At 64.0% G+C, this 16,669-nt stretch carries 19 protein-coding genes and 2 tRNA genes; 11 read left to right on the forward strand and 10 right to left on the reverse strand.

Annotated features, from left to right (window positions below; genetic code table 11):
• Position 1: 1 nt before the first annotated feature.
• The 3 genes from AC07M1_RS09930 to AC07M1_RS09940 all read right to left on the reverse strand — a co-directional run bounded on the left by AC07M1_RS09930 (position 2) and on the right by AC07M1_RS09940 (position 1,902).
• On the reverse strand, positions 2-445 hold the full coding sequence (locus AC07M1_RS09930) for a hypothetical protein (RefSeq protein WP_495162380.1): 444 nt from the start codon (positions 443-445) through the stop codon (positions 2-4).
• The gene (locus AC07M1_RS09935) at positions 442-1,272 is read right to left on the reverse strand and encodes a fatty acid desaturase (protein ID WP_495162381.1); all 831 of its coding nucleotides are present in this window, start codon (positions 1,270-1,272) and stop codon (positions 442-444) included. The genes AC07M1_RS09930 and AC07M1_RS09935 overlap by 4 nt, the downstream gene beginning before the upstream one ends.
• Before the next feature lie 81 nt (positions 1,273-1,353).
• Positions 1,354-1,902 (reverse strand): GbsR/MarR family transcriptional regulator, encoded by a 549-nt coding sequence (locus tag AC07M1_RS09940; protein ID WP_495162382.1) that lies wholly within the window; start codon positions 1,900-1,902, stop codon positions 1,354-1,356.
• A 41-nt stretch (positions 1,903-1,943) separates the two neighbouring features.
• Between AC07M1_RS09940 and AC07M1_RS09945 the strand changes: the two genes are divergently transcribed.
• Entirely contained in the window at positions 1,944-2,321 is a 378-nt protein-coding gene (locus AC07M1_RS09945; protein WP_495162383.1) for a VOC family protein, read from the forward strand.
• Positions 2,322-2,342: 21 nt separating this feature from the next.
• Here AC07M1_RS09945 and AC07M1_RS09950 read toward each other — a convergent pair whose 3' ends face one another.
• Positions 2,343-3,155 carry a GNAT family N-acetyltransferase gene (locus AC07M1_RS09950; protein ID WP_495162384.1) on the reverse strand — a complete coding sequence of 271 codons (813 nt, stop codon included), beginning with the start codon at positions 3,153-3,155 and terminating at the stop codon, positions 2,343-2,345.
• 140 nt (positions 3,156-3,295) lie between these two features.
• Between AC07M1_RS09950 and AC07M1_RS09955 the strand changes: the two genes are divergently transcribed.
• Together AC07M1_RS09955 and AC07M1_RS09960 are read left to right on the forward strand one after the other, a co-directional pair.
• Complete coding sequence (locus AC07M1_RS09955) at positions 3,296-3,685, forward strand: VOC family protein (protein WP_495162385.1); 390 nt, start codon at positions 3,296-3,298, stop codon at positions 3,683-3,685.
• A gap of 5 nt (positions 3,686-3,690) precedes the next feature.
• The gene (locus AC07M1_RS09960) at positions 3,691-4,122 is read left to right on the forward strand and encodes a DUF488 domain-containing protein (protein ID WP_495162386.1); all 432 of its coding nucleotides are present in this window, start codon (positions 3,691-3,693) and stop codon (positions 4,120-4,122) included.
• Here AC07M1_RS09960 and AC07M1_RS09965 read toward each other — a convergent pair.
• Positions 4,119-4,571, reverse strand: a complete 453-nt coding sequence (locus AC07M1_RS09965) for an Lrp/AsnC family transcriptional regulator (protein WP_495162387.1) — start codon at positions 4,569-4,571, stop codon at positions 4,119-4,121. The two genes, AC07M1_RS09960 and AC07M1_RS09965, sit on opposite strands and share 4 nt — an antisense overlap.
• Positions 4,572-4,644: 73 nt before the next feature.
• Between AC07M1_RS09965 and AC07M1_RS09970 the strand changes: the two genes are divergently transcribed.
• On the forward strand, positions 4,645-5,247 hold the full coding sequence (locus tag AC07M1_RS09970) for a LysE family translocator (protein WP_495162388.1): 603 nt from the start codon (positions 4,645-4,647) through the stop codon (positions 5,245-5,247).
• Between the two features lies 1 nt (position 5,248).
• On the opposite strand, the gene AC07M1_RS09975 is transcribed toward AC07M1_RS09970, so the two are convergent.
• Both AC07M1_RS09975 and gyrA read right to left on the reverse strand, forming a co-directional pair.
• Positions 5,249-5,593: a DUF952 domain-containing protein gene (locus AC07M1_RS09975; RefSeq protein ID WP_495162389.1), complete on the reverse strand. Its 345-nt coding sequence runs from the start codon at positions 5,591-5,593 to the stop codon at positions 5,249-5,251.
• 128 nt (positions 5,594-5,721) lie between these two features.
• Complete coding sequence (gene gyrA, locus AC07M1_RS09980) at positions 5,722-8,472, reverse strand: DNA gyrase subunit A (protein WP_495162390.1); 2,751 nt, start codon at positions 8,470-8,472, stop codon at positions 5,722-5,724.
• Positions 8,473-8,729: 257 nt separating this feature from the next.
• Here gyrA and AC07M1_RS09985 point away from each other — a divergent pair, with 257 nt between their 5' ends.
• Positions 8,730-10,001 (forward strand): tetratricopeptide repeat protein, encoded by a 1,272-nt coding sequence (locus tag AC07M1_RS09985; RefSeq protein ID WP_495162391.1) that lies wholly within the window; start codon positions 8,730-8,732, stop codon positions 9,999-10,001.
• A 67-nt stretch (positions 10,002-10,068) separates the two neighbouring features.
• Here AC07M1_RS09985 and AC07M1_RS09990 read toward each other — a convergent pair whose 3' ends face one another.
• The gene (locus AC07M1_RS09990; protein ID WP_495162392.1) at positions 10,069-10,533 is read right to left on the reverse strand and encodes an Lrp/AsnC family transcriptional regulator; all 465 of its coding nucleotides are present in this window, start codon (positions 10,531-10,533) and stop codon (positions 10,069-10,071) included.
• A 180-nt stretch (positions 10,534-10,713) separates the two neighbouring features.
• Here AC07M1_RS09990 and AC07M1_RS09995 point away from each other — a divergent pair, with 180 nt between their 5' ends.
• The 6 genes from AC07M1_RS09995 (at position 10,714) to AC07M1_RS10020 (ending at position 15,767) form a co-directional block, all read left to right on the forward strand.
• On the forward strand, positions 10,714-12,495 hold the full coding sequence (locus AC07M1_RS09995; RefSeq protein WP_495162393.1) for a sensor histidine kinase: 1,782 nt from the start codon (positions 10,714-10,716) through the stop codon (positions 12,493-12,495).
• Positions 12,496-12,511: 16 nt separating this feature from the next.
• Positions 12,512-13,558 carry a polysaccharide deacetylase family protein gene (locus AC07M1_RS10000; RefSeq protein ID WP_495162394.1) on the forward strand — a complete coding sequence of 349 codons (1,047 nt, stop codon included), beginning with the start codon at positions 12,512-12,514 and terminating at the stop codon, positions 13,556-13,558.
• Positions 13,559-13,573: 15 nt separating this feature from the next.
• Positions 13,574-13,650 (forward strand) — tRNA-Ile (locus tag AC07M1_RS10005).
• Positions 13,651-13,738: 88 nt separating this feature from the next.
• A tRNA-Pro gene (locus AC07M1_RS10010) sits at positions 13,739-13,815 on the forward strand.
• Positions 13,816-13,918: 103 nt separating this feature from the next.
• Positions 13,919-15,037 (forward strand): sensor histidine kinase, encoded by a 1,119-nt coding sequence (locus AC07M1_RS10015; RefSeq protein WP_495162395.1) that lies wholly within the window; start codon positions 13,919-13,921, stop codon positions 15,035-15,037.
• Entirely contained in the window at positions 15,027-15,767 is a 741-nt protein-coding gene (locus AC07M1_RS10020; RefSeq protein ID WP_495162396.1) for a LytR/AlgR family response regulator transcription factor, read from the forward strand. Before AC07M1_RS10015 ends, AC07M1_RS10020 begins: the two co-directional genes overlap by 11 nt.
• A 43-nt stretch (positions 15,768-15,810) precedes the next feature.
• On the opposite strand, the gene AC07M1_RS10025 is transcribed toward AC07M1_RS10020, so the two are convergent.
• Together AC07M1_RS10025 and AC07M1_RS10030 are read right to left on the reverse strand one after the other, a co-directional pair.
• Positions 15,811-16,146: a UrcA family protein gene (locus tag AC07M1_RS10025; protein WP_495162397.1), complete on the reverse strand. Its 336-nt coding sequence runs from the start codon at positions 16,144-16,146 to the stop codon at positions 15,811-15,813.
• A gap of 253 nt (positions 16,147-16,399) precedes the next feature.
• The gene (locus AC07M1_RS10030) at positions 16,400-16,624 is read right to left on the reverse strand and encodes a hypothetical protein (RefSeq protein WP_495162398.1); all 225 of its coding nucleotides are present in this window, start codon (positions 16,622-16,624) and stop codon (positions 16,400-16,402) included.
• Positions 16,625-16,669: the final 45 nt, after the last annotated feature.

The following is a 16,669-nucleotide window of genomic DNA, read 5'->3' on the forward strand; positions in this document are numbered from 1 at the left end:
TTCACTTCTCCTTGGTGAGATTGGCGGGGGTAGGAAGGTGTTCGTCGTTCCAGTGTGCGCCGTGACGGACGAGGAGCGCGCAAATCGCGCCGGTCAGCAGGAATGGGAGAACCAATCCGGATCGTGCGCTAGCGTCGAACAGAAAGGCCATCAGCATGCCGACGATCGCGCCAGCGCCAGCCCAGATGATGGGGTGACGCGCTTCGATTGAGCGGGCACCGAGATAGGCCATTGTCAGCCCGCCGAGCAGGATTGGCAGGAAGGCAATGATCATGCCGGGGATCGTCGCAAACAGGAGGACGATGAGAAGCGAGCCGAGTTCGTTGAGGCGAATTGCGCTGAACGGTTCGCGGAGCAGTGCGCCAAGAAACACCAGCAACACGAAGGATGGACCAGCGCTGACCAGTGCGAGCGCGGCGCCGCGGCGGTAGTGGAAGCGAGTCATCGTACCTGCCTTTCAATGCCGAGCACTGGCACAACCATCCGCATCCGCGCGGCGAGCCTTGGCGCGGCGGCGTCGAGGCGGGCGGCGAGGGTCGGCAGGCGGCTGACGGGCACCGCGGGGAACAGGTGATGCTCGAGGTGAAAGAACATGTTGTAGCTGAGGCGGTTGAGCAGCCGACCGCGCTGCGTGCGGGCGACGACGCCCTCCTCACAGCCGTGATGGGTGATCCACACCGCGAAGAAGGCGGTGAGGCACTGCGCCACCAGCATTGCGGCAATATGGTAGTGCAGGGGCGCCCATTGGCTGGCGAGCGCGGTGCCGATTAGCAGCGCGTTGAGCGCGAGATCGATCGCCATCCGCCGCCGGAGCTGCGGGCCGCCGTTGCGCCATCCGTATAGGTGCGTCTCGACCGGGAAGCGCGGGCCGTAGAGCAGCACCTGCCACCATTTCATGTCGCCGCACTTGCCCTCGATATCGTCGGGGGTACCGATCCTGGCATGGTGGTGGAGGTGGTTGAACGCGACGCTGCTGTTGGAGCCGAGCATGAGCGCGCTGAGGCCGTGCAGCACACGGCGATGGCCGCGCGGGCCGAAGCCGAGATTGTGGTGGATCGCCTCATGATTGAGCCGCAGCGCGGTGAGGAAGAACATGAAGGTGGCGGGGATGGCGAGCAGCCACAAACCGAAGCTGGCAAGGGTCAAGGACAGGATCAGCCAGGGGACAGGGTGGAGACACTCGAGAAGGCCATCGCGCGGACGCATCGCCACCAGATCGCGCCACGCGACGTGACAAAGCGCCGGATCGCTGGCTGGGTGGTGGCGGGCCATGGTGTTTCTCCCTTGCTGATATTTCTGTAATTTCAGAAATTGATTGGCGTGCGAGATTGGGGCGTGGGGCGCGGGGCTGGATCACTCCTTGTTGCGGGAACCGGGTATGAAGCGGGCGACCTTGCCGCCAAGCTTCATGAGGGTGACGAGCGTGGGTTTGGGCAGCACGCGGACCTGGTCGTACCAGCCGCCAAGCGTGCCGATGAATTCGTGCATCCGGCCGACGCGCTCGCGTACCTGCGGCGGTGCCGTTTCGTCGGCCGCGAGGCGCGCGGCGAGTTCGCCGAGCAGCTGGATCGTCGGATCGACCTCACGCCGCTTGCGCTCGGCGACGATGCGCATGAGCATCTCCCACAAATCGCTCTCAGCGACGAAATGGTCGCGGCGGTCGCCTTCGACATGGACGCGGCGGACGATGCCGTAGCCCTGAAGCTCCTTGAGCGCGGTCGAGACGTTGGAGCGGGCAAGGCCGAGGGTATCGACGATCTCTTCCGCATGGAGCGGGCGATCGGCGAGGTAGAGCAGCGCATGAACCTGCGCCACGGAGCGATTGACGCCCCATTGCGTTCCCATCTCGCCCCAGTGGAGGATGAACGCCTTGGCGTCGGGATGTTCTGCGAAGCGGGTCATGTTGGTTATTTCTGTAATTTCAGAAATTGAAGGAGTCAACGATGATCGACCATCTCGGCATTCCGGTCGGCGATATCGTGGCGTCGCGGCGTTTCTATGAGGCAGCGCTGGCGCCGCTTGGCTACCGGGTGATGGGTGAGGAGACCAATGGGTTGGGTAACGCCATCGTGCTGTTCGGGGTCGACGAGGTGGATTTCGTCATCGCCGATGGCGAGCCGGTGAGTGCCGGCGTGCACCACGCCTTTCGCGCGGAAAGCCGGGCGGCGGTGGATGGTTTCCATGCCGCGGCGCTGGCGGCAGGCGGCAGGGACAATGGCGTGCCGGGGATCCGCGCGCGCTATCATCCGGATTACTATGCCGCCTTCGTGATCGACCCGGACGGGATGAACGTCGAAGCGGTGTGCCACAAGCCCGAGTGAGGGGGCAGCCTTCACACCGGACTAGAACAGGAACTCGATCGTCGGGCGCCGTGTCGTTTCGACGAATCCGAGCTTCCGCGCGAGATGAAGCGAGGGGGCGTTGCTGGCCATGGCGGTCCAGTGCGGGGTGAAGCCCAGGCGGCGTGTGTCATCGAGCCATGCGGCGCACGCGTGCGTGGCGAATCCGCGACCCTGATCGCCTTCCTCGAAGGTCAGGAGGTTGATTTCGTGATGCGTGTCCCAGAGCGCGCAAGAGAATGCGAGGCTGGCTGGGCGGTCGCCCTCCAGCACGACATGACCGATTCCGCCGCGAAGAAAGCTTTCGGTATCGGACCAGCTATCGAGGAGGAGCTCGGCGATATCCGGGTGCTGGGCGAGCACTGCATCGACAGGCGCGATTCTGAACCCTGCGGGCAAGGTGGGCGGTGTCGGCTGGGGCGCATCCCGGGGCCAGGCGAAATGGCATTCCTCGTCGACCTCCACCTCGCGCTCGGCGAGAAACGGCGCGAGGGCGCGTTGCCACGCGGCGCTGTGCAACACCGCGATGAAGGTGTCGCCACCGCAGGCGGCCAATGTGTCGGGTGCGAGTTGGTGATCGAGGAAGCGATCGAGATCGCCAAGGAAAGCCGGGTTGTCGGGCTCGCCGATGAAGAAGCTGATGATTCCCGTCTGATCGACCAGCGCCGACCGTAGCTGTTCGGGATCATCGACATACACCGCGCCGCGGTTCGTGCCGGTGATGATTGAATTGAGGCTGAGCGCGTTGATCGCGTCGTCCGGGCCGAGCAATGGCAGGACACGATGATAGTGTTCGGGCGCAAGCATCTGGATCATGCTGGGGTCTGTATCCGCAGCCTTGGAAATTTCTACAGCTATGTCACGGATTGCAGGGCATAATTGTTGAACACCGCACATTGCTGACAGCAGAGGGATGGTGCTGGGTTAGTCTGGCTATTCATTTTCGGGAGGATGTGATGATCGACCATATGGGTGTCTCGGCGAGCGATTTCGAAACCTCGCGCCGTTTCTATGATGCGGCGCTCGGCGCAATCGGCGCGAGCGTGGTGATGGAAGTCACCCCCGCGATGACCGGCGGCGCGTATCACGGCATCGGCTATGGGAAGCACGGCAAGCCCGACTTCTGGTTGAGCAATGGCGGGCCGAAGGGCGCCGGCATCCATATCGCGTTCGTCGCGGAGAACCGGGCGGAGGTGGATGCCTTCTACGCCGCGGCGATGACGGCGGGAGGACGGGACAATGGCGCGCCGGGCATTCGCGCGCACTATCATCCGGGCTATTATGGCGCGTTCGTCTACGATCCCGACGGGATCAACGTCGAGGCGGTGTGCCACAAGCCGGAGTGAACGGGATGAAGGTCTTCACGATCGGGTATGAGGGCGCGACCATGGAGACCTTCCTCGCTGCACTGACGAGCGCGGGCGTGCGGCGGGTGATCGACGTACGCCAGCTCCCGCTGTCGCGCCGGCCGGGCTTCTCCAAGGCGCCGCTCGCCGCCGCGCTCGAGGAACATGGCATCGGCTATGTTCACCTCAAGGCGCTGGGTACGCCCAAGCCGGGACGCGACGCGGCGAAGAAGGGGGATCGGGCGACGCTGGAGACGGTCTATGCTGGCCAGCTTGAATTGCCCGAGGCTCAGGCTCAGACCGCGCAGATGCGCGCGCTCATCGCGGAGATGCCGAGCGCGCTGCTTTGTTTCGAGCGCGATCCCGGACTGTGCCACCGGACCCTGCTGATCGCGGCGGAGGGCGAGGGCGCGGAGGTGGTCGACCTGATCCCCTAGGCGCGCTCGTCCTTGGGCGATCCCATCACGATGTAGGAGGTCAGCGTCGAAACCTGGGGCAGGGCGCCGAGCACGTCGGTGTGGAAGCGCTTGTAGGATTCGAGGTCCTTGGCCTCGACCCTCAGCAGATATTCGACCGATCCGGTGACGTTGTGGCACTCGCGCACCTCGGGCGCCGTTTCGATCGCCCGCTCGAAATCCTCCTGCTCGGACTTGGTGTGGCGTGACAGGCCGACCGCGACATAGGCGGTGAACGTGACGCCCAGCGCGGCGGGGTCAAGGACGGCGCGATACCCCTTGATGACTCCGATCCGCTCGAGATCCTGCACGCGGCGCAGACAGGCTGAAGGGGACAGGCCCACGCGTTCGGCCAACGCGAGATTGGTGATTCGCGCATTTGCGGTCAGTTCGCGCAATATATTGCGGTCAATTGCATCAAAGTTGCTCATGGATTGCAATTATTGGGCAATTCGGACTCGTGTTTGCAAGCACATTCGGCGCGGAATCGCATATTCTTGCGCCATGCTTTGGATGCAGACCTTGCCCGCGCTTGCCGCGTTCGCCGTCGCCTCGTCGATCACGCCGGGGCCGAATAACATCATGCTCATGACCTCCGGCACCAATTTCGGTTTCCGGCGGACGGTCCCGCATATGTTGGGCGTGTCGCTGGGCTTCGCCTTGATGATCGTGCTGGTCGGACTCGGGCTGGCCCAGCTGTTTGCGCGCTATCCCTTGGCGCATGAGGTGCTGAAATGGGTCAGCGTCGCCTATCTGCTCTACCTTGCCTGGAAGATCGCGACCGCCCGCCCGCCGAGTGAAGGGGCGGCGGCAAAGGGAACGCCGATGACGTTCGTGCAAGCCGCGCTGTTCCAGTGGGTCAATCCCAAGGCGTGGACGATGGCGCTGACCGGGGTGACGGTCTACATGCCCCCGGTCGATCCGTGGATCGGGTTGTTGCTGGTGGCGGCATTGTTCGGCGCCATCAACCTGCCTTGTGTCGGGTTGTGGGCGGCAATGGGCGTGAAGCTGCGCCGCTGGCTGGGCGATGCGCGCCGGCTGCGTCAGTTCAACGTCGCGGCGGCGCTGTTGCTGGTGGGGTCGCTCTACCCGACCGTGACGGGATAGATCAGCCCGCGACGGGCAAGCTGACCGTGCCGTCGTCCGCACGTTCAAGCGGGGAGTAGGCGATCACCGTTTCGAGCGTCAGGCGGCCATAGAGGTGCGGGAATTCCGCGCCGCCGCGCGAAACTTCCCACTTCACCGCATCGCCCAGCGCGTCGAGATCGACCGCGGCGACCCACAGGTCGCTTTGTCCGGCGAAATGCTTGTTGACCGTCTCGGTGAGCTGGTCGCGCGTCGACATGTGGATGTACCCATCGACCAGATCGATCGGCGCGCCGGCAAAGGTACCGGCTTCGAGCGCGGTCATCTGATCGGCGGTCAGCACCTTGTAGGCGGTGGTGGGGTGCATGGTCTCTCCATTCGTCATCCCTGCCACCGTGCCGGGATCCACCGTGACGCAAGCGGTGAACAGGAAGTTCGGTCCCGATGCTTGCCGCCCGGTGGACCCCGGCGCAAGGCCGGGGTGACGGATCGGGGTTACTCGGTCTCGTCCGAGCTGGCCGCGTCCTCATTGCCGGGGGCCGCATCGGGGGTTTCCATGGTCTCGACTTCGCCCTCGGCGACCGCCGTTTCCTCGTCCTCGGTTTCCTCGATGCGGGCGGCGGAGACGACATGCTCGTTGTCGGCGACGTTGAACAGGCGCACGCCCGCCGATCCGCGACCGATGACGCGCAGGCTGGTCAGCGGCAGGCGGATCATCTTCGCCTGATCGGTGACGAGCATCAGCTGGTGTGCCTGGGTCGCGGGGAAGCTGGCGACGACAAGGCCGTTGCGGGCGATGTTGTCGATATTGGTGATCCCCTGACCGCCACGGCCGGTGCGGCGATACTCATAGGCTGACGAAAGCTTGCCATAGCCGTTGGCGCAGACGGTGAGAATGAACTGCTCACGATCCTTGAGCTCCTCGAAGCGCTCGGGCGTCATCTGCGGCTCGCTGTCCTTGTCGGCCTTCCAGGGGGCGTGACGCAGATAGTCGTCGCGCTCGTCCTGGTCCTTGATCCCGGCCTTGTGCAGGATCGAGAGCGAGATGACCTCGTCGCCCGCACCCAGCCGCATGCCGCGCACGCCGGTGGAGTTGCGGCTCTGGAATTCGCGGACATCGTCGCCGGGGAAGCGGATCGCCTTGCCCTGGCGCGTGGCGAGAAGGACGTCGTCGGCCTCGTCGAGCAGGGCGACGCCGATCAGGCGATCGTCCTCGTCCTCGCCCTCGAACTTCATTGCGATCTTGCCGTTGCTGGGCACGTTGGTGAACGCGTCCATGCTGTTACGGCGGACAGAACCCTTGGCGGTCGCGAACATGACGTGGAGCTTACCCCACTCGCTCTCGTCCTCAGGCAGCGGGAGTACGGTCGAGATCGTCTCACCCGCCGCCAGCGGGAGCAGGTTGATCATCGGCCGGCCGCGGGTTGCGGGGCCACCCTCGGGCAGCTTCCACACCTTCATCCGGTAGACCTTGCCCAGCGTCGAGAAGAACAAGACCGGCGTGTGCGTGGAGGTCACGAACAGTTCGGTGACGACGTCTTCGTCCTTGGTCGCCATGCCGGCGCGGCCCTTGCCGCCGCGCGCCTGGGCGCGGAAGGTGTCGAGCGTGGTGCGCTTGATATAGCCCTGCATGGTCACGGTCACGACCATGTCCTCGCGCTCGATCAGGTCCTCGTCGTCGATGCCGTCGGCGGCGGGAGCGATCTCGGTGCGGCGCGGGGTGGCGTACTGATCGCGGACCGCAATCAGCTCCCCGCGCAGCACTTCGTAAAGCTTGACGCGGTTGGCCAGGATTTCGAGCAGCTCGGCGATCGAATCGGCGAGGCCCTTGAGCTCGTCGCCGATCTCGTCGCGGCCGAGCGCGGTAAGGCGGTGCAGGCGCAGGTCGAGGATCGCGCGGACCTGAATGTCCGACAGGCGATAGACGTCGCCCGTGACTTCGGTTTCGACCGCTTCGACGAGGCGGATATAGGGCGCGATCTCGGCGATCGGCCATTCGCGCACCAGCAGCGCTTCGCGCGCCGCGACCGGACTGGACGATCCGCGAATGATGCGGACGACCTCATCGAGATTGGTGACCGCGATAACCAGGCCGAGCAAGATGTGCGCGCGGTCGCGCGCCTTGGCGAGCTCGAACTTCGAGCGGCGGGTGATGACCTGCTCGCGGAATTTGACGAATGCCTCGACGATATCGCGCAGATTGAGCAGTTCCGGACGGCCGCCGCGGATCGCGAGCATGTTGGCCGGGAAACTCTGCTGCGCCGGCGTATTGCGCCAGATCTGATTGAGCACGACTTCCGGGGTGGCGTCGCGCTTGAGGTCGATGACGATGCGGACGCCCTCGCGGCTCGATTCGTCGCGAATGTCGCTGACGCCCTCGACTCGCTTTTCCTTCGCGGCTTCGGCGATCTTCTCGACCAGCGCGTTCTTGCCTTGCTGGAAGGGAATCTCGGTCAGCACGATCGAGCGGCGCTCACCGCGCTGTTCGAAGCCGTGGCGGCAGCGCACCAGGATCGAGCCGCGGCCCGTCTGATAGGTGTTGCGGCAGCCCGAACGCCCGAGGATCATGGCGCCGGTCGGGAAATCGGGGCCTGGAACGATCTCCATCAGCTCGTCGATGGTGATCGCGCCATTGTCCATGTAGGCGAGGCACGCGTCGATCACTTCGCCAAGGTTGTGCGGCGGGATGTTGGTGGCCATGCCGACCGCGATGCCGCCAGCGCCGTTGACGAGCAGGTTGGGGAAGCGAGCCGGGAGGACGGTCGGCTCGCTTTCGGAACCGTCGTAATTGTCCTGGAAGTCGACCGTGTCCTTGTCGATGTCCTCGATCAGCGAGGTCGCGACCTTGGCGAGCCGTGCCTCGGTATAGCGCATCGCGGCGGGCATATCGGGATCCATCGATCCGAAATTGCCCTGACCGTCGATCAGCGGCACGCGCATCGACCAGTCCTGCGCCATGCGCGCCATCGCCATGTAGATCGAGCTGTCGCCGTGCGGATGGTATTTACCCATCACGTCACCGACGAGGCGCGCCGATTTGCGATAGGGTCGGTTGGCGAGATAGCCGCCCTCTTGCGCGGCGTGGAGGATGCGGCGGTGAACCGGTTTCAACCCGTCGCGGACGTCAGGGAGCGCGCGCGCCACGATCACGCTCATCGCGTAATCGAGGTAGCTCGTCTTCATCTCGTCGACGATCGAGATGGGCGTGATATCGGAAGGGTCCGCGAGGACGGTCTCGTCGGTCAAAGTTTCGCGCTTTCGAAGGGTTGTTTCAGTGTTGTGACCGCTCTAGCGGGGCAGCGACCACCTGCCAAGCCCGCGCGCCCGCGTACACGCGCGCGTAGGAGCCGGGAGGAGGAGGCGGGGAGCCGAATCGTTCAAAATGCGTTCAGCGTGCCGATGCGAGGGCTGGAATGCATCGGTTCGCCTTGACCCCCGCCAAGGGGAGACTAGAGCGAATCTGCCCCATTATTGTTACGCGAACCGCGTAAGGAGAGTCCTGGATGAAGTCTGTTTCCAAGGCGGTACTCGCCGCGGCGTTCGTGATGAGCGCCCCCGCGCTGTTCACCGCATCGCCCGCACTGGCACAGAAGAAAAAGAAGGAAGAGGCAGCCGGTCCCCAGATCAAGGTCGGTGAAGCCTTCCGCAAGGCGGCCGGCGAGGTCGAGCCGCTGCTCAAGGCCAAGGATTGGGCGGGTGCCCAGCCCAAGCTCGCCGCTCTCGATGCGGCCGCGCAGAATGATGGCGAAAAATATTATGCGGCAGTGTTCCGGCTGCAGGTCGCTTCGGGCCTGAACGACATCCCCGGATCGATGACCGCGATCGACGCGTTGCTGGCGAACCCCAACACGCCGCCCACGGATATCGCCCGCTACAGCTTCTTCCGCGGCAACTATGCCTATCAGCAGAAGAAATATGCCGAAGCGCTCACCCACCTGACCAAGGCGCGTCAGCTCGGCTATGCGCCCACCGACACCAATCTGGACCTGCGGATCGCCCAGGTTCAGCTCGACGGCGGCCAGATTCCGGCGGGCGTCGTTTCGATCGACGCCGCGATCAAGGCCGAAGAGGCTGCCGGCCGCAAGGCGCCCGAATCCTGGTACAAGGTTGTCGTGTCGAAGCTCTACACCTCGGGTGACAAGCCCGGAGCGACGACCTGGCTGAACCGTCAGCTTGCCGCCTATCCGACCCCTGACGCCTGGCGTTCGTCGTTGCTGATCTATCTTGAGCAGCTGCAGGACAAGAATGTCACGCTCGACCCGGATCAGCGGCTCGACGTGCTCCGCCTGATGCGCGCATCCAAGGCGATGGGCGGCGAGAGCGATTACTTCCAGTACGCCGATGTCGCGCAGCGCCGCGGCCTGCCGGGCGAGGTCAAGGCGGTGATCGACGAAGGCCGCGCGAACGGCAAGGTGACCAAGACCAACGTCTCGATCAACCAGCTCTACACCACCGCGTCCGCGCAGGAGAAGGCGGAAGTCCCGCTCGCCAACGAAGAGAAGCGGGCGGCCGGTGCGGCCAAGGGCGATGTCGCGATGCAGACCGGCGACGCCTATCTGGGCACCCGCAACTACGCCAAGGCGGTCGAACTGTACCGGCTTGCGCTCCAGAAGGGCAGCGTCGACACAAACGTCGTGAATACCCGCCTGGGTATCGCGCTGGCTCTGTCGGGTCAGAAGGCGGAGGCGAAGGCGGCATTTGGCGCCGTCACCGGATCGCCGCGTGGCGACATTGCGAAGTTCTGGACGACCTGGCTGGATCTGCCGCTGGCTTGACACTGCGCTTCACGAACGAAAAGGGGCGGCCATCGCCGCCCCTTTTTGTTGCTGCTGTCCTTGCCGATCAGGGTTCGACTGGAACGCCGGGAAGCGATTTCGACGAGCGGATGGTGAGCGAGGTGCGAACGTGCGCGACGTTTGGCGCGGTCGTGAGCTTGGTGGTCAGGAATTGCTGGAAGCTGCTCAGGTCCTTGGCGACGATCTTCAGGATGAAGTCGATGTCGCCGTTGAGCATGTAGCATTCGCGAATCTCGGGAATGTCCGCGACATGCGCCTCGAATGCTTCCAGATCGGTTTCGGCCTGACTCTTCAGGCTCACCATCGCAAAGACGGTGATCGTATAGCCCAGCCACACCGGATCCAGATCGGCGTGGTAGCCGCGAATCGCACCCTTTTCCTCCAGCGTGCGGACGCGGCGCAGACATGGTGGCGCGGTGAGGCCGACACGATCGGCCAGGTCGACGTTGGTCATCCTGCCGTCGGCCTGCAGATGTGCCATAATCTGCCGGTCGATCTCGTCAAAAGCCATGAAAACTCCCCTTAGGCGCGACAGCAACAGTCGCCATATGTCCCGTACACATAAGATAATTACGCGCAAGCGCAATTGTCCCACTATGCGACGTCCTGAAATCTGCGGTTCCCGGCGGCGATTTGCCGCGTTAAGGTTTGATTACCGCGGGCTTTTCGGCGGCTGGGAACGATAGATTCGGTGCGGTTCGACGATACTCTTGAAACGGTGTTGGCGGCGGACGTCTCGACGGCGTTCGGCAAGGCCTCGGCGTGGCGCCAGCTCGTCGACCTGATCGGCCGCCGTCGAATCCCCGACGATTCGCGCGCGCTATTGCTGCTCGAATCGATTCGAGACGACGTACCCGTTGCGGTGCGGATTACCAGCGCGCGATCACTCGAAATGGCTGAACCACCCGCAGCGTTGGTGAAGCTATGCGTGGTCGATGAGATCGCGGTCGCCGCGCCGATTCTTCGGACCGCACGGTTGAGCGCCGGCGAATGGATTGAGTTGTTGCCGCGGCTCTCTTCGCCCGCGCGCGGCGTGCTGCGCGGTCGGCGCGATCTGCCTGTCGGCGTGGACGGCGCGCTGGAAGGGTTTCGTGCCGCGGACTTCGTGCTGGGTACCGACGCAGTCGTGGCGGCGGAGCTTCCTGCGGGCCTCTCCACTCAGACCGAATCGGTTGAGGACGCTCCCGTGGTGGCGCCGATGATGCCGGCCGCATCGCCTTTCATTCCGGTCGGAATCGCGGCACTCGGAATTCCCGTGGTCGCCGCCGCGCTCCAGCAGGCCGAGGAGAACGGTGCCGGGTCCAAGCCTGCGGCGCTAAGCGGGGGTCTAGTCAAACGGACGGACGCGCCGTCGGAACCCGCTACGGATCCATCGAGTGAGCCATTCGAAATCGCCGACGTGGTTGCCCGCATCGACGCCTTTTACACCCGTCAGCAGGGGCTGCCGGCCACACCGCGCGCGCGTGCCCGCACTGACGGTTTCCGGTTCGAGACCGATGCACAGGGCGTGATCCGCTGGGTCGATGGCGTATCGCGTGCGCCGCTGATCGGCCTCTCGTTGGACATGACCGCGATGCCCGATGGGTCCCGCGTCGATGGTGTGGCGGCAGGAGCGCTGCGCCAGCGCGCGCGCTTTGCAGGCGCCCGCTTGTTCGTTGCTGGGGACAGCGATGCCGGTGGTGACTGGCGCATTTCTGCCAACGCGGCGTTCGACTCAGCGAGCGGCCGGTTCATCGGCTATCGGGGGACGGCTCGCCGTCCGCGCGTGGATGAGATCGCGGCCCCCACCGGCGGGACTCGCGGCGCTGATTCGCTGCGCCAGCTGATGCACGAACTGCGCACCCCGACGAACGCGATCGCGGGTTTTTCAGAGCTGATCGAGCGCGAAATCCTGGGCGAAGCGGCCGCGGTGTATCGTGAGCGAGCAGCGCTGATCCGTGATCGTGCCCGTGCGCTGCTGGCGGCGATCGACGATCTCGACATAGCAGCACGGATCGACGCCTCGGCACTGCGCCTGTATCCCGGCGAGGTGGCGTTGCAGCCGCTGTTCGATCGGGTTTCGGATGAACTGGCGCCGCTCGCCGTGATGCGTGAGGCGGATGTCTCGTTGCCCTCGGATGATCTGGCCGTGGTCGGTGATGCGCGTGCGATCGAACGGTTGCTGTCGCGAACACTGGCGACGTTGCTGTCGGCAGCGGGCGAGGGCGAACGGATCTCGGTACATCTGACCGCGGAAAACGAGGCTGTTGCTATCGGCTTCGATCGGCCGCGCGCATTGGCGGCTTATCCGGGCGACGCGATTTTCGCGATCGACGATGAGCGCGAGGAGGCCGCGCTGCTTGGCACCGGCTTCGCGTTGCGGCTCATTCGCAACCTTGCGCACGAATTGTCGGGATCGCTGGTGATCGAAGCCGAAACGTTGACGATCCGCTTGCCTGCGGCGGTAACCAAGTCTTTGGAGCAGGTGCGCTAAACCCGTCCGCATGGGGATGGAACAACAGCTTATGCCGCCGAAGAATTACCTGGTGCCTGCGCCGGTGCGGGAAGCCGCAGTGGTGTGGCCGGACGATTTCGGCACGCGTTTCACCGTATTCGTCGATACCGAGGAAGAGTTCGACTGGTCGCAGCCATTGCGCCGCGAGAATCGCGCGACGGAGGCGATGCGCGCCTTGCCGGAGATGCATGCGCTGTTTGCGGCGCACGGCGTCCCGGCGACCTATATGGTCGATCACCCGATCGTCACCTGTCCGATGTCGGTCGATATCTTGCGTGCGATAATCGCCGACGGACGGTCGGCGATCGGCACGCAGCTTCATCCCTGGGTCAATCCGCCGTTCGACGAGTTGGTGGTGCCGCGCAACAGCTTCGTCGGTAATTTGCCGCGCGAGCTGGAGGCGGCGAAGTTGGCCGTGCTGACCGGCGAGATCGCTTCGGCCTTCGGGCGGCGGCCGGTGATGTTCCGTGCCGGTCGCTACGGGATCGGCCCCAACTCGCTGTCGCTACTGGCCGCCGAGGGGTATCGCGTCGATACCTCGATGCGATCGGGCTACAATTATTCGGCAGAAGGCGGTCCGGATTTCACGGGAATCGGCAATCACGCCTTCTGGGCTGGCGAGCAGGGCCTCGCTGAGCTTCCGCTCACGACGATCTACACCGGTGCCGCGCGATCAGGCGGCGCAGGCCTCTATGGCGCGTTGGGCCATGTGCCGCGTGGACGTGGCCTCGCCGCGCGGCTGCGCCTGCTCACGCGCGTGGCGCTGACGCCTGAGGAAATGCCGATCGAACTTGCGCTGGAGGCGATCCGCATCGCTGCGGGGGAGGGCGTGCGGACATTGCTCTTCTCCTACCATTCTCCCTCGGCTGCGCCTGGTTACACCCCTTATGTTCGCGACGTTGCCGATCTCCGCGCATTCCATGCATGGTGGGAAGCAGCGTTCGGTCTGCTCGCGAAGCTTGGCATCGCCCCGGCCTCTCACGACGAAATCCTTGCCGCTCTGGATCGAGCGACGCTTGCCGGGCGCGGCGTTCGCCCGTAAGCGCGGTGGCGCTGGGGGCCTGTAGCTCAATTGGTTAGAGCTGGCCGCTCATAACGGCTAGGTTGCGGGTTCAAGTCCTGCCGGGCCCACCAGCAGCCCCGTCACCTTGGGTTGATGAGGCAATTTTTGCCGTGGCGGGCCTTGTGCGGCGGCGCATTAGCGCCTAACCGCGCCCAGCGTCGGGGAGTGGCGCAGTCTGGTAGCGCGCCTGCTTTGGGAGCAGGATGTCGCAGGTTCGAATCCTGTCTCCCCGACCATTTTCACGGCGCATGGCTACGCTTTCGACAAGCGTGCAATGTTGTTCGATCAATGACGTCGCGGCACATGGTTTCTTCAGCAACCATCGCGCTAGGGTCGCAAATGGCCGTTGAAAATAGCCCTGAATTTACCCGCTTTACCGTCCCGCATCGGGTTGCGGTTTGGTCGATCATCGCATTCTGGATCTTTTACTACGTCAGCATCACGCTGCGGTCGTGGATCATGGACTATCCGGGCTATTGGCTGATGCTCGACAATCGGGCGTGGGTATCGCTGTTCGGGATCGGCTTCACCTACCTGCTCTATCGGGTATTGCGGCTGTTCTGCTATCACACGCTACGCGTTCGCGTGGCAGCGGCATTCCTGTTTTCCGCGGTGGCGGCGACGGCCTATTCAGGCATCAACTACGCGTCCTTCTACGTCTATGATCCCAAGCCGCCCGAACTGCAGAAAAAGTCGCCTGAAGAGGTGGAGGAGAAGAAGGATTACGATGCCTTGCATCTGATCGCGGAGAACGCGATTGCTTGGTACTTCTTCTTCGTTTCCTGGTCTGTCTTCTACCTGGCATTATCTTATGCCGGCGCTGTACGCGCCTCCGAGCGAGAAACGGCGCGTCTTCGCGCTGCCGCTCAGACGGCTGAGCTGCGAGCATTGCGATACCAGGTCAATCCGCACTTCCTGTTCAATACGTTGAACTCGATCTCTGCACTCGTCATGTCAGGCAAGCGGGAGGATGCAGAGGCGATGATCCTCAACCTTTCGAATTTCTTTCGCACGAGCCTCGCTAGCGAGCCCACCGACGATATTCCGCTGGCCGACGAGATCGCGGTGCAGAAGCTCTATTTAGAGATCGAGGCGGTGCGCTTTCCGGAGCGGTTACGTGCGATCTTCGAGGTCGAACCCGCAGCCGCCAACGCTTGTGTTCCAGGGCTGATTCTGCAGCCGCTCATCGAGAATGCGATCAAATACGGGGTTGCGCCAGCGCGCCGTCCTGTCCGGATTTGCGTTCGCGCACGGGTAAACGGCGATAAGCTGGAGGTGACGGTGAGCGACGATGGCGACGGTGCCAAGGCTCCCAACGGAACCGGCGTCGGTTTGCGCAATGTGCGCGACAGGCTGGCCGCGCGGTTTGGTGATTCCGCATGGCTCACCGCCGGAAAGCGCGCTGAGGGGGGATATACCGCGATGTTGACTTTGCCGATGGTAACCAATGGCTGCTGAACGCTTGCGTACGCTGATCGTCGATGACGAACCACTCGCGGTCGAGCGGATGCAGATCCTGTGCGCCGGCATTCCTGAGATCGATCTGATCGGTACGGCTAGCGACGGTGAGGCGGCGCTACGCCTGATCGAGGCGCTCAACCCAGACCTTGTGCTGCTCGACATCGCGATGCCGCATCGCGATGGGATCGGGGTGGCGGCCGCGCTCGCGGATCTGGCGATCCGGCCGGCGGTGATCTTTTGTACCGCGTTCGAACAACATGCCGTGGCCGCATTCGATGTGGCGGCGGTGGATTATGTACTCAAGCCTGTGAGCGCCCAACGGCTCGGACGGGCGATCGGCCGTGCGATCGAGGCGGCAGGCCGGGGACGGACGGAGCCGCAAGTGGCAAGTTCACGCTGGATCGAAGAATTCTGGGTACCGCATCGTTCGGAGATGGTGCGGGTCAGCGCTGGTGACATCGAGCGTGTGGATGCCGAACGCGACTATATGCGGCTTGGCGTGGGCGGGCGCAGCTATCTAATCCACCAGACGATCAGCGAGCTTGAACGGCGGCTTGATCCCGGACGCTTCATCCGGCTGCATCGTTCGACGATCGTGCGCAAGGATTGCATCACCAAGCTCCGGCACGATGGCCTGGGTGTTTGGCACGCCGAACTCACCGACGGCGATCTGGTCAGGATTGGACGAACCTATCAGGCGGCCGCCAAGGCGATCATGGTGAAATGACCCCGTCCGCCGGCTGCGGCGGACGGGGCAGTTGGTATGAATGTCAGGGTGCTACAGTGACACTCATGTCCCGCGCCGCAAGCTGGCGATTGGCAGCGTTGCGGTGGGCGAGCTGGATGGCGGGTGCCGTCGATTTACGAGTGACGGTGGCGCAGCGGCGTGACGCGGCAGCCATTGCGACCTCGCGTTGAAATGGGGAACCGCACACGCGCTGGATGGCAATATCGATGCGCTGGGCGAACAGCGCCTTGCCGGTGCTGCTGGAGAGGTTGATATCCGCGTAGGAGACCTTCACGGACTTCGCGCCGTCGGCAAGGGCCGGAACGGCGGCGATCAGCGCGGCGGCGGTTGCGGCCGCGCGGGCGAGGTTGAACAACATGGGTCACTCCGGGGTTTTGGGGTGCGTCCTGTTCGAACGCTGATCCCGGTTATGCCCCTGATCGCTGACGGGCCATCAATGCTCGACGAGAGGTAACGACACATCCACCGGAACCGTTCGATCCGACGAACGACCGATTGTCGGCGACGAAGGCAAAGCGACGCGCTGTCCGGCACAACGAAAAAGGGCGCCCCGTGAGGAGCGCCCTTTCGATTCGACCGGGCTCTTTCGAGCCCTGGAAGAACAGGTCCGATTACTCGGCGACGTTTGCAGCCGCGTTGTCGAGCGTCTCGGCGGTGTTCTCGAGGATCGCAGCCGCTTCGTTGCTCGCGCCAGCAGCTTCGTTCTGCAGCAGGTCAGCGCCGTTCTCGAGCGAGTCAGCGACGTTCTCGACGGTGTTGTTCGCAGCAGGCGTGCCACCGCAAGCGGCGAGCGACATCAGGCCGGTCGCGGCAGCGACGATGAGGACCTTCTTCATTCGTTTTGCTCCCAAGCAAAAATTATTCGGTTCGCGGCGGCCCGA

It is taken from the genome of Sphingomonas sp. GW821-FHT10C01, from assembly GCF_059415525.1.

Bases quoted from the DNA above. Each gene is read 5' to 3' on its own strand.
- AC07M1_RS10020 (WP_495162396.1), top strand. From the start codon at position 15,027: ATGGCTGCTGAACGCTTGCGTACGCTGATCGTCGATGACGAACCACTC.
- AC07M1_RS09990 (WP_495162392.1), bottom strand. From the start codon at position 10,533: ATGGCTTTTGACGAGATCGACCGGCAGATTATGGCACATCTGCAGGCC.
- AC07M1_RS09975 (WP_495162389.1), bottom strand. From the start codon at position 5,593: ATGCACCCCACCACCGCCTACAAGGTGCTGACCGCCGATCAGATGACC.
- AC07M1_RS09960 (WP_495162386.1), top strand. From the start codon at position 3,691: ATGAAGGTCTTCACGATCGGGTATGAGGGCGCGACCATGGAGACCTTC.
- AC07M1_RS10025 (WP_495162397.1), bottom strand. From the start codon at position 16,146: ATGTTGTTCAACCTCGCCCGCGCGGCCGCAACCGCCGCCGCGCTGATC.
- AC07M1_RS09965 (WP_495162387.1), bottom strand. From the start codon at position 4,571: ATGAGCAACTTTGATGCAATTGACCGCAATATATTGCGCGAACTGACC.
- AC07M1_RS09970 (WP_495162388.1), top strand. From the start codon at position 4,645: ATGCTTTGGATGCAGACCTTGCCCGCGCTTGCCGCGTTCGCCGTCGCC.
- AC07M1_RS09955 (WP_495162385.1), top strand. From the start codon at position 3,296: ATGATCGACCATATGGGTGTCTCGGCGAGCGATTTCGAAACCTCGCGC.
- AC07M1_RS09940 (WP_495162382.1), bottom strand. From the start codon at position 1,902: ATGACCCGCTTCGCAGAACATCCCGACGCCAAGGCGTTCATCCTCCAC.
- AC07M1_RS09930 (WP_495162380.1), bottom strand. From the start codon at position 445: ATGACTCGCTTCCACTACCGCCGCGGCGCCGCGCTCGCACTGGTCAGC.
- AC07M1_RS09985 (WP_495162391.1), top strand. From the start codon at position 8,730: ATGAAGTCTGTTTCCAAGGCGGTACTCGCCGCGGCGTTCGTGATGAGC.
- AC07M1_RS10030 (WP_495162398.1), bottom strand. From the start codon at position 16,624: ATGAAGAAGGTCCTCATCGTCGCTGCCGCGACCGGCCTGATGTCGCTC.
- AC07M1_RS10000 (WP_495162394.1), top strand. From the start codon at position 12,512: ATGGAACAACAGCTTATGCCGCCGAAGAATTACCTGGTGCCTGCGCCG.
- AC07M1_RS09950 (WP_495162384.1), bottom strand. From the start codon at position 3,155: ATGATCCAGATGCTTGCGCCCGAACACTATCATCGTGTCCTGCCATTG.
- AC07M1_RS09935 (WP_495162381.1), bottom strand. From the start codon at position 1,272: ATGGCCCGCCACCACCCAGCCAGCGATCCGGCGCTTTGTCACGTCGCG.
- AC07M1_RS10015 (WP_495162395.1), top strand. From the start codon at position 13,919: ATGGCCGTTGAAAATAGCCCTGAATTTACCCGCTTTACCGTCCCGCAT.
- AC07M1_RS09945 (WP_495162383.1), top strand. From the start codon at position 1,944: ATGATCGACCATCTCGGCATTCCGGTCGGCGATATCGTGGCGTCGCGG.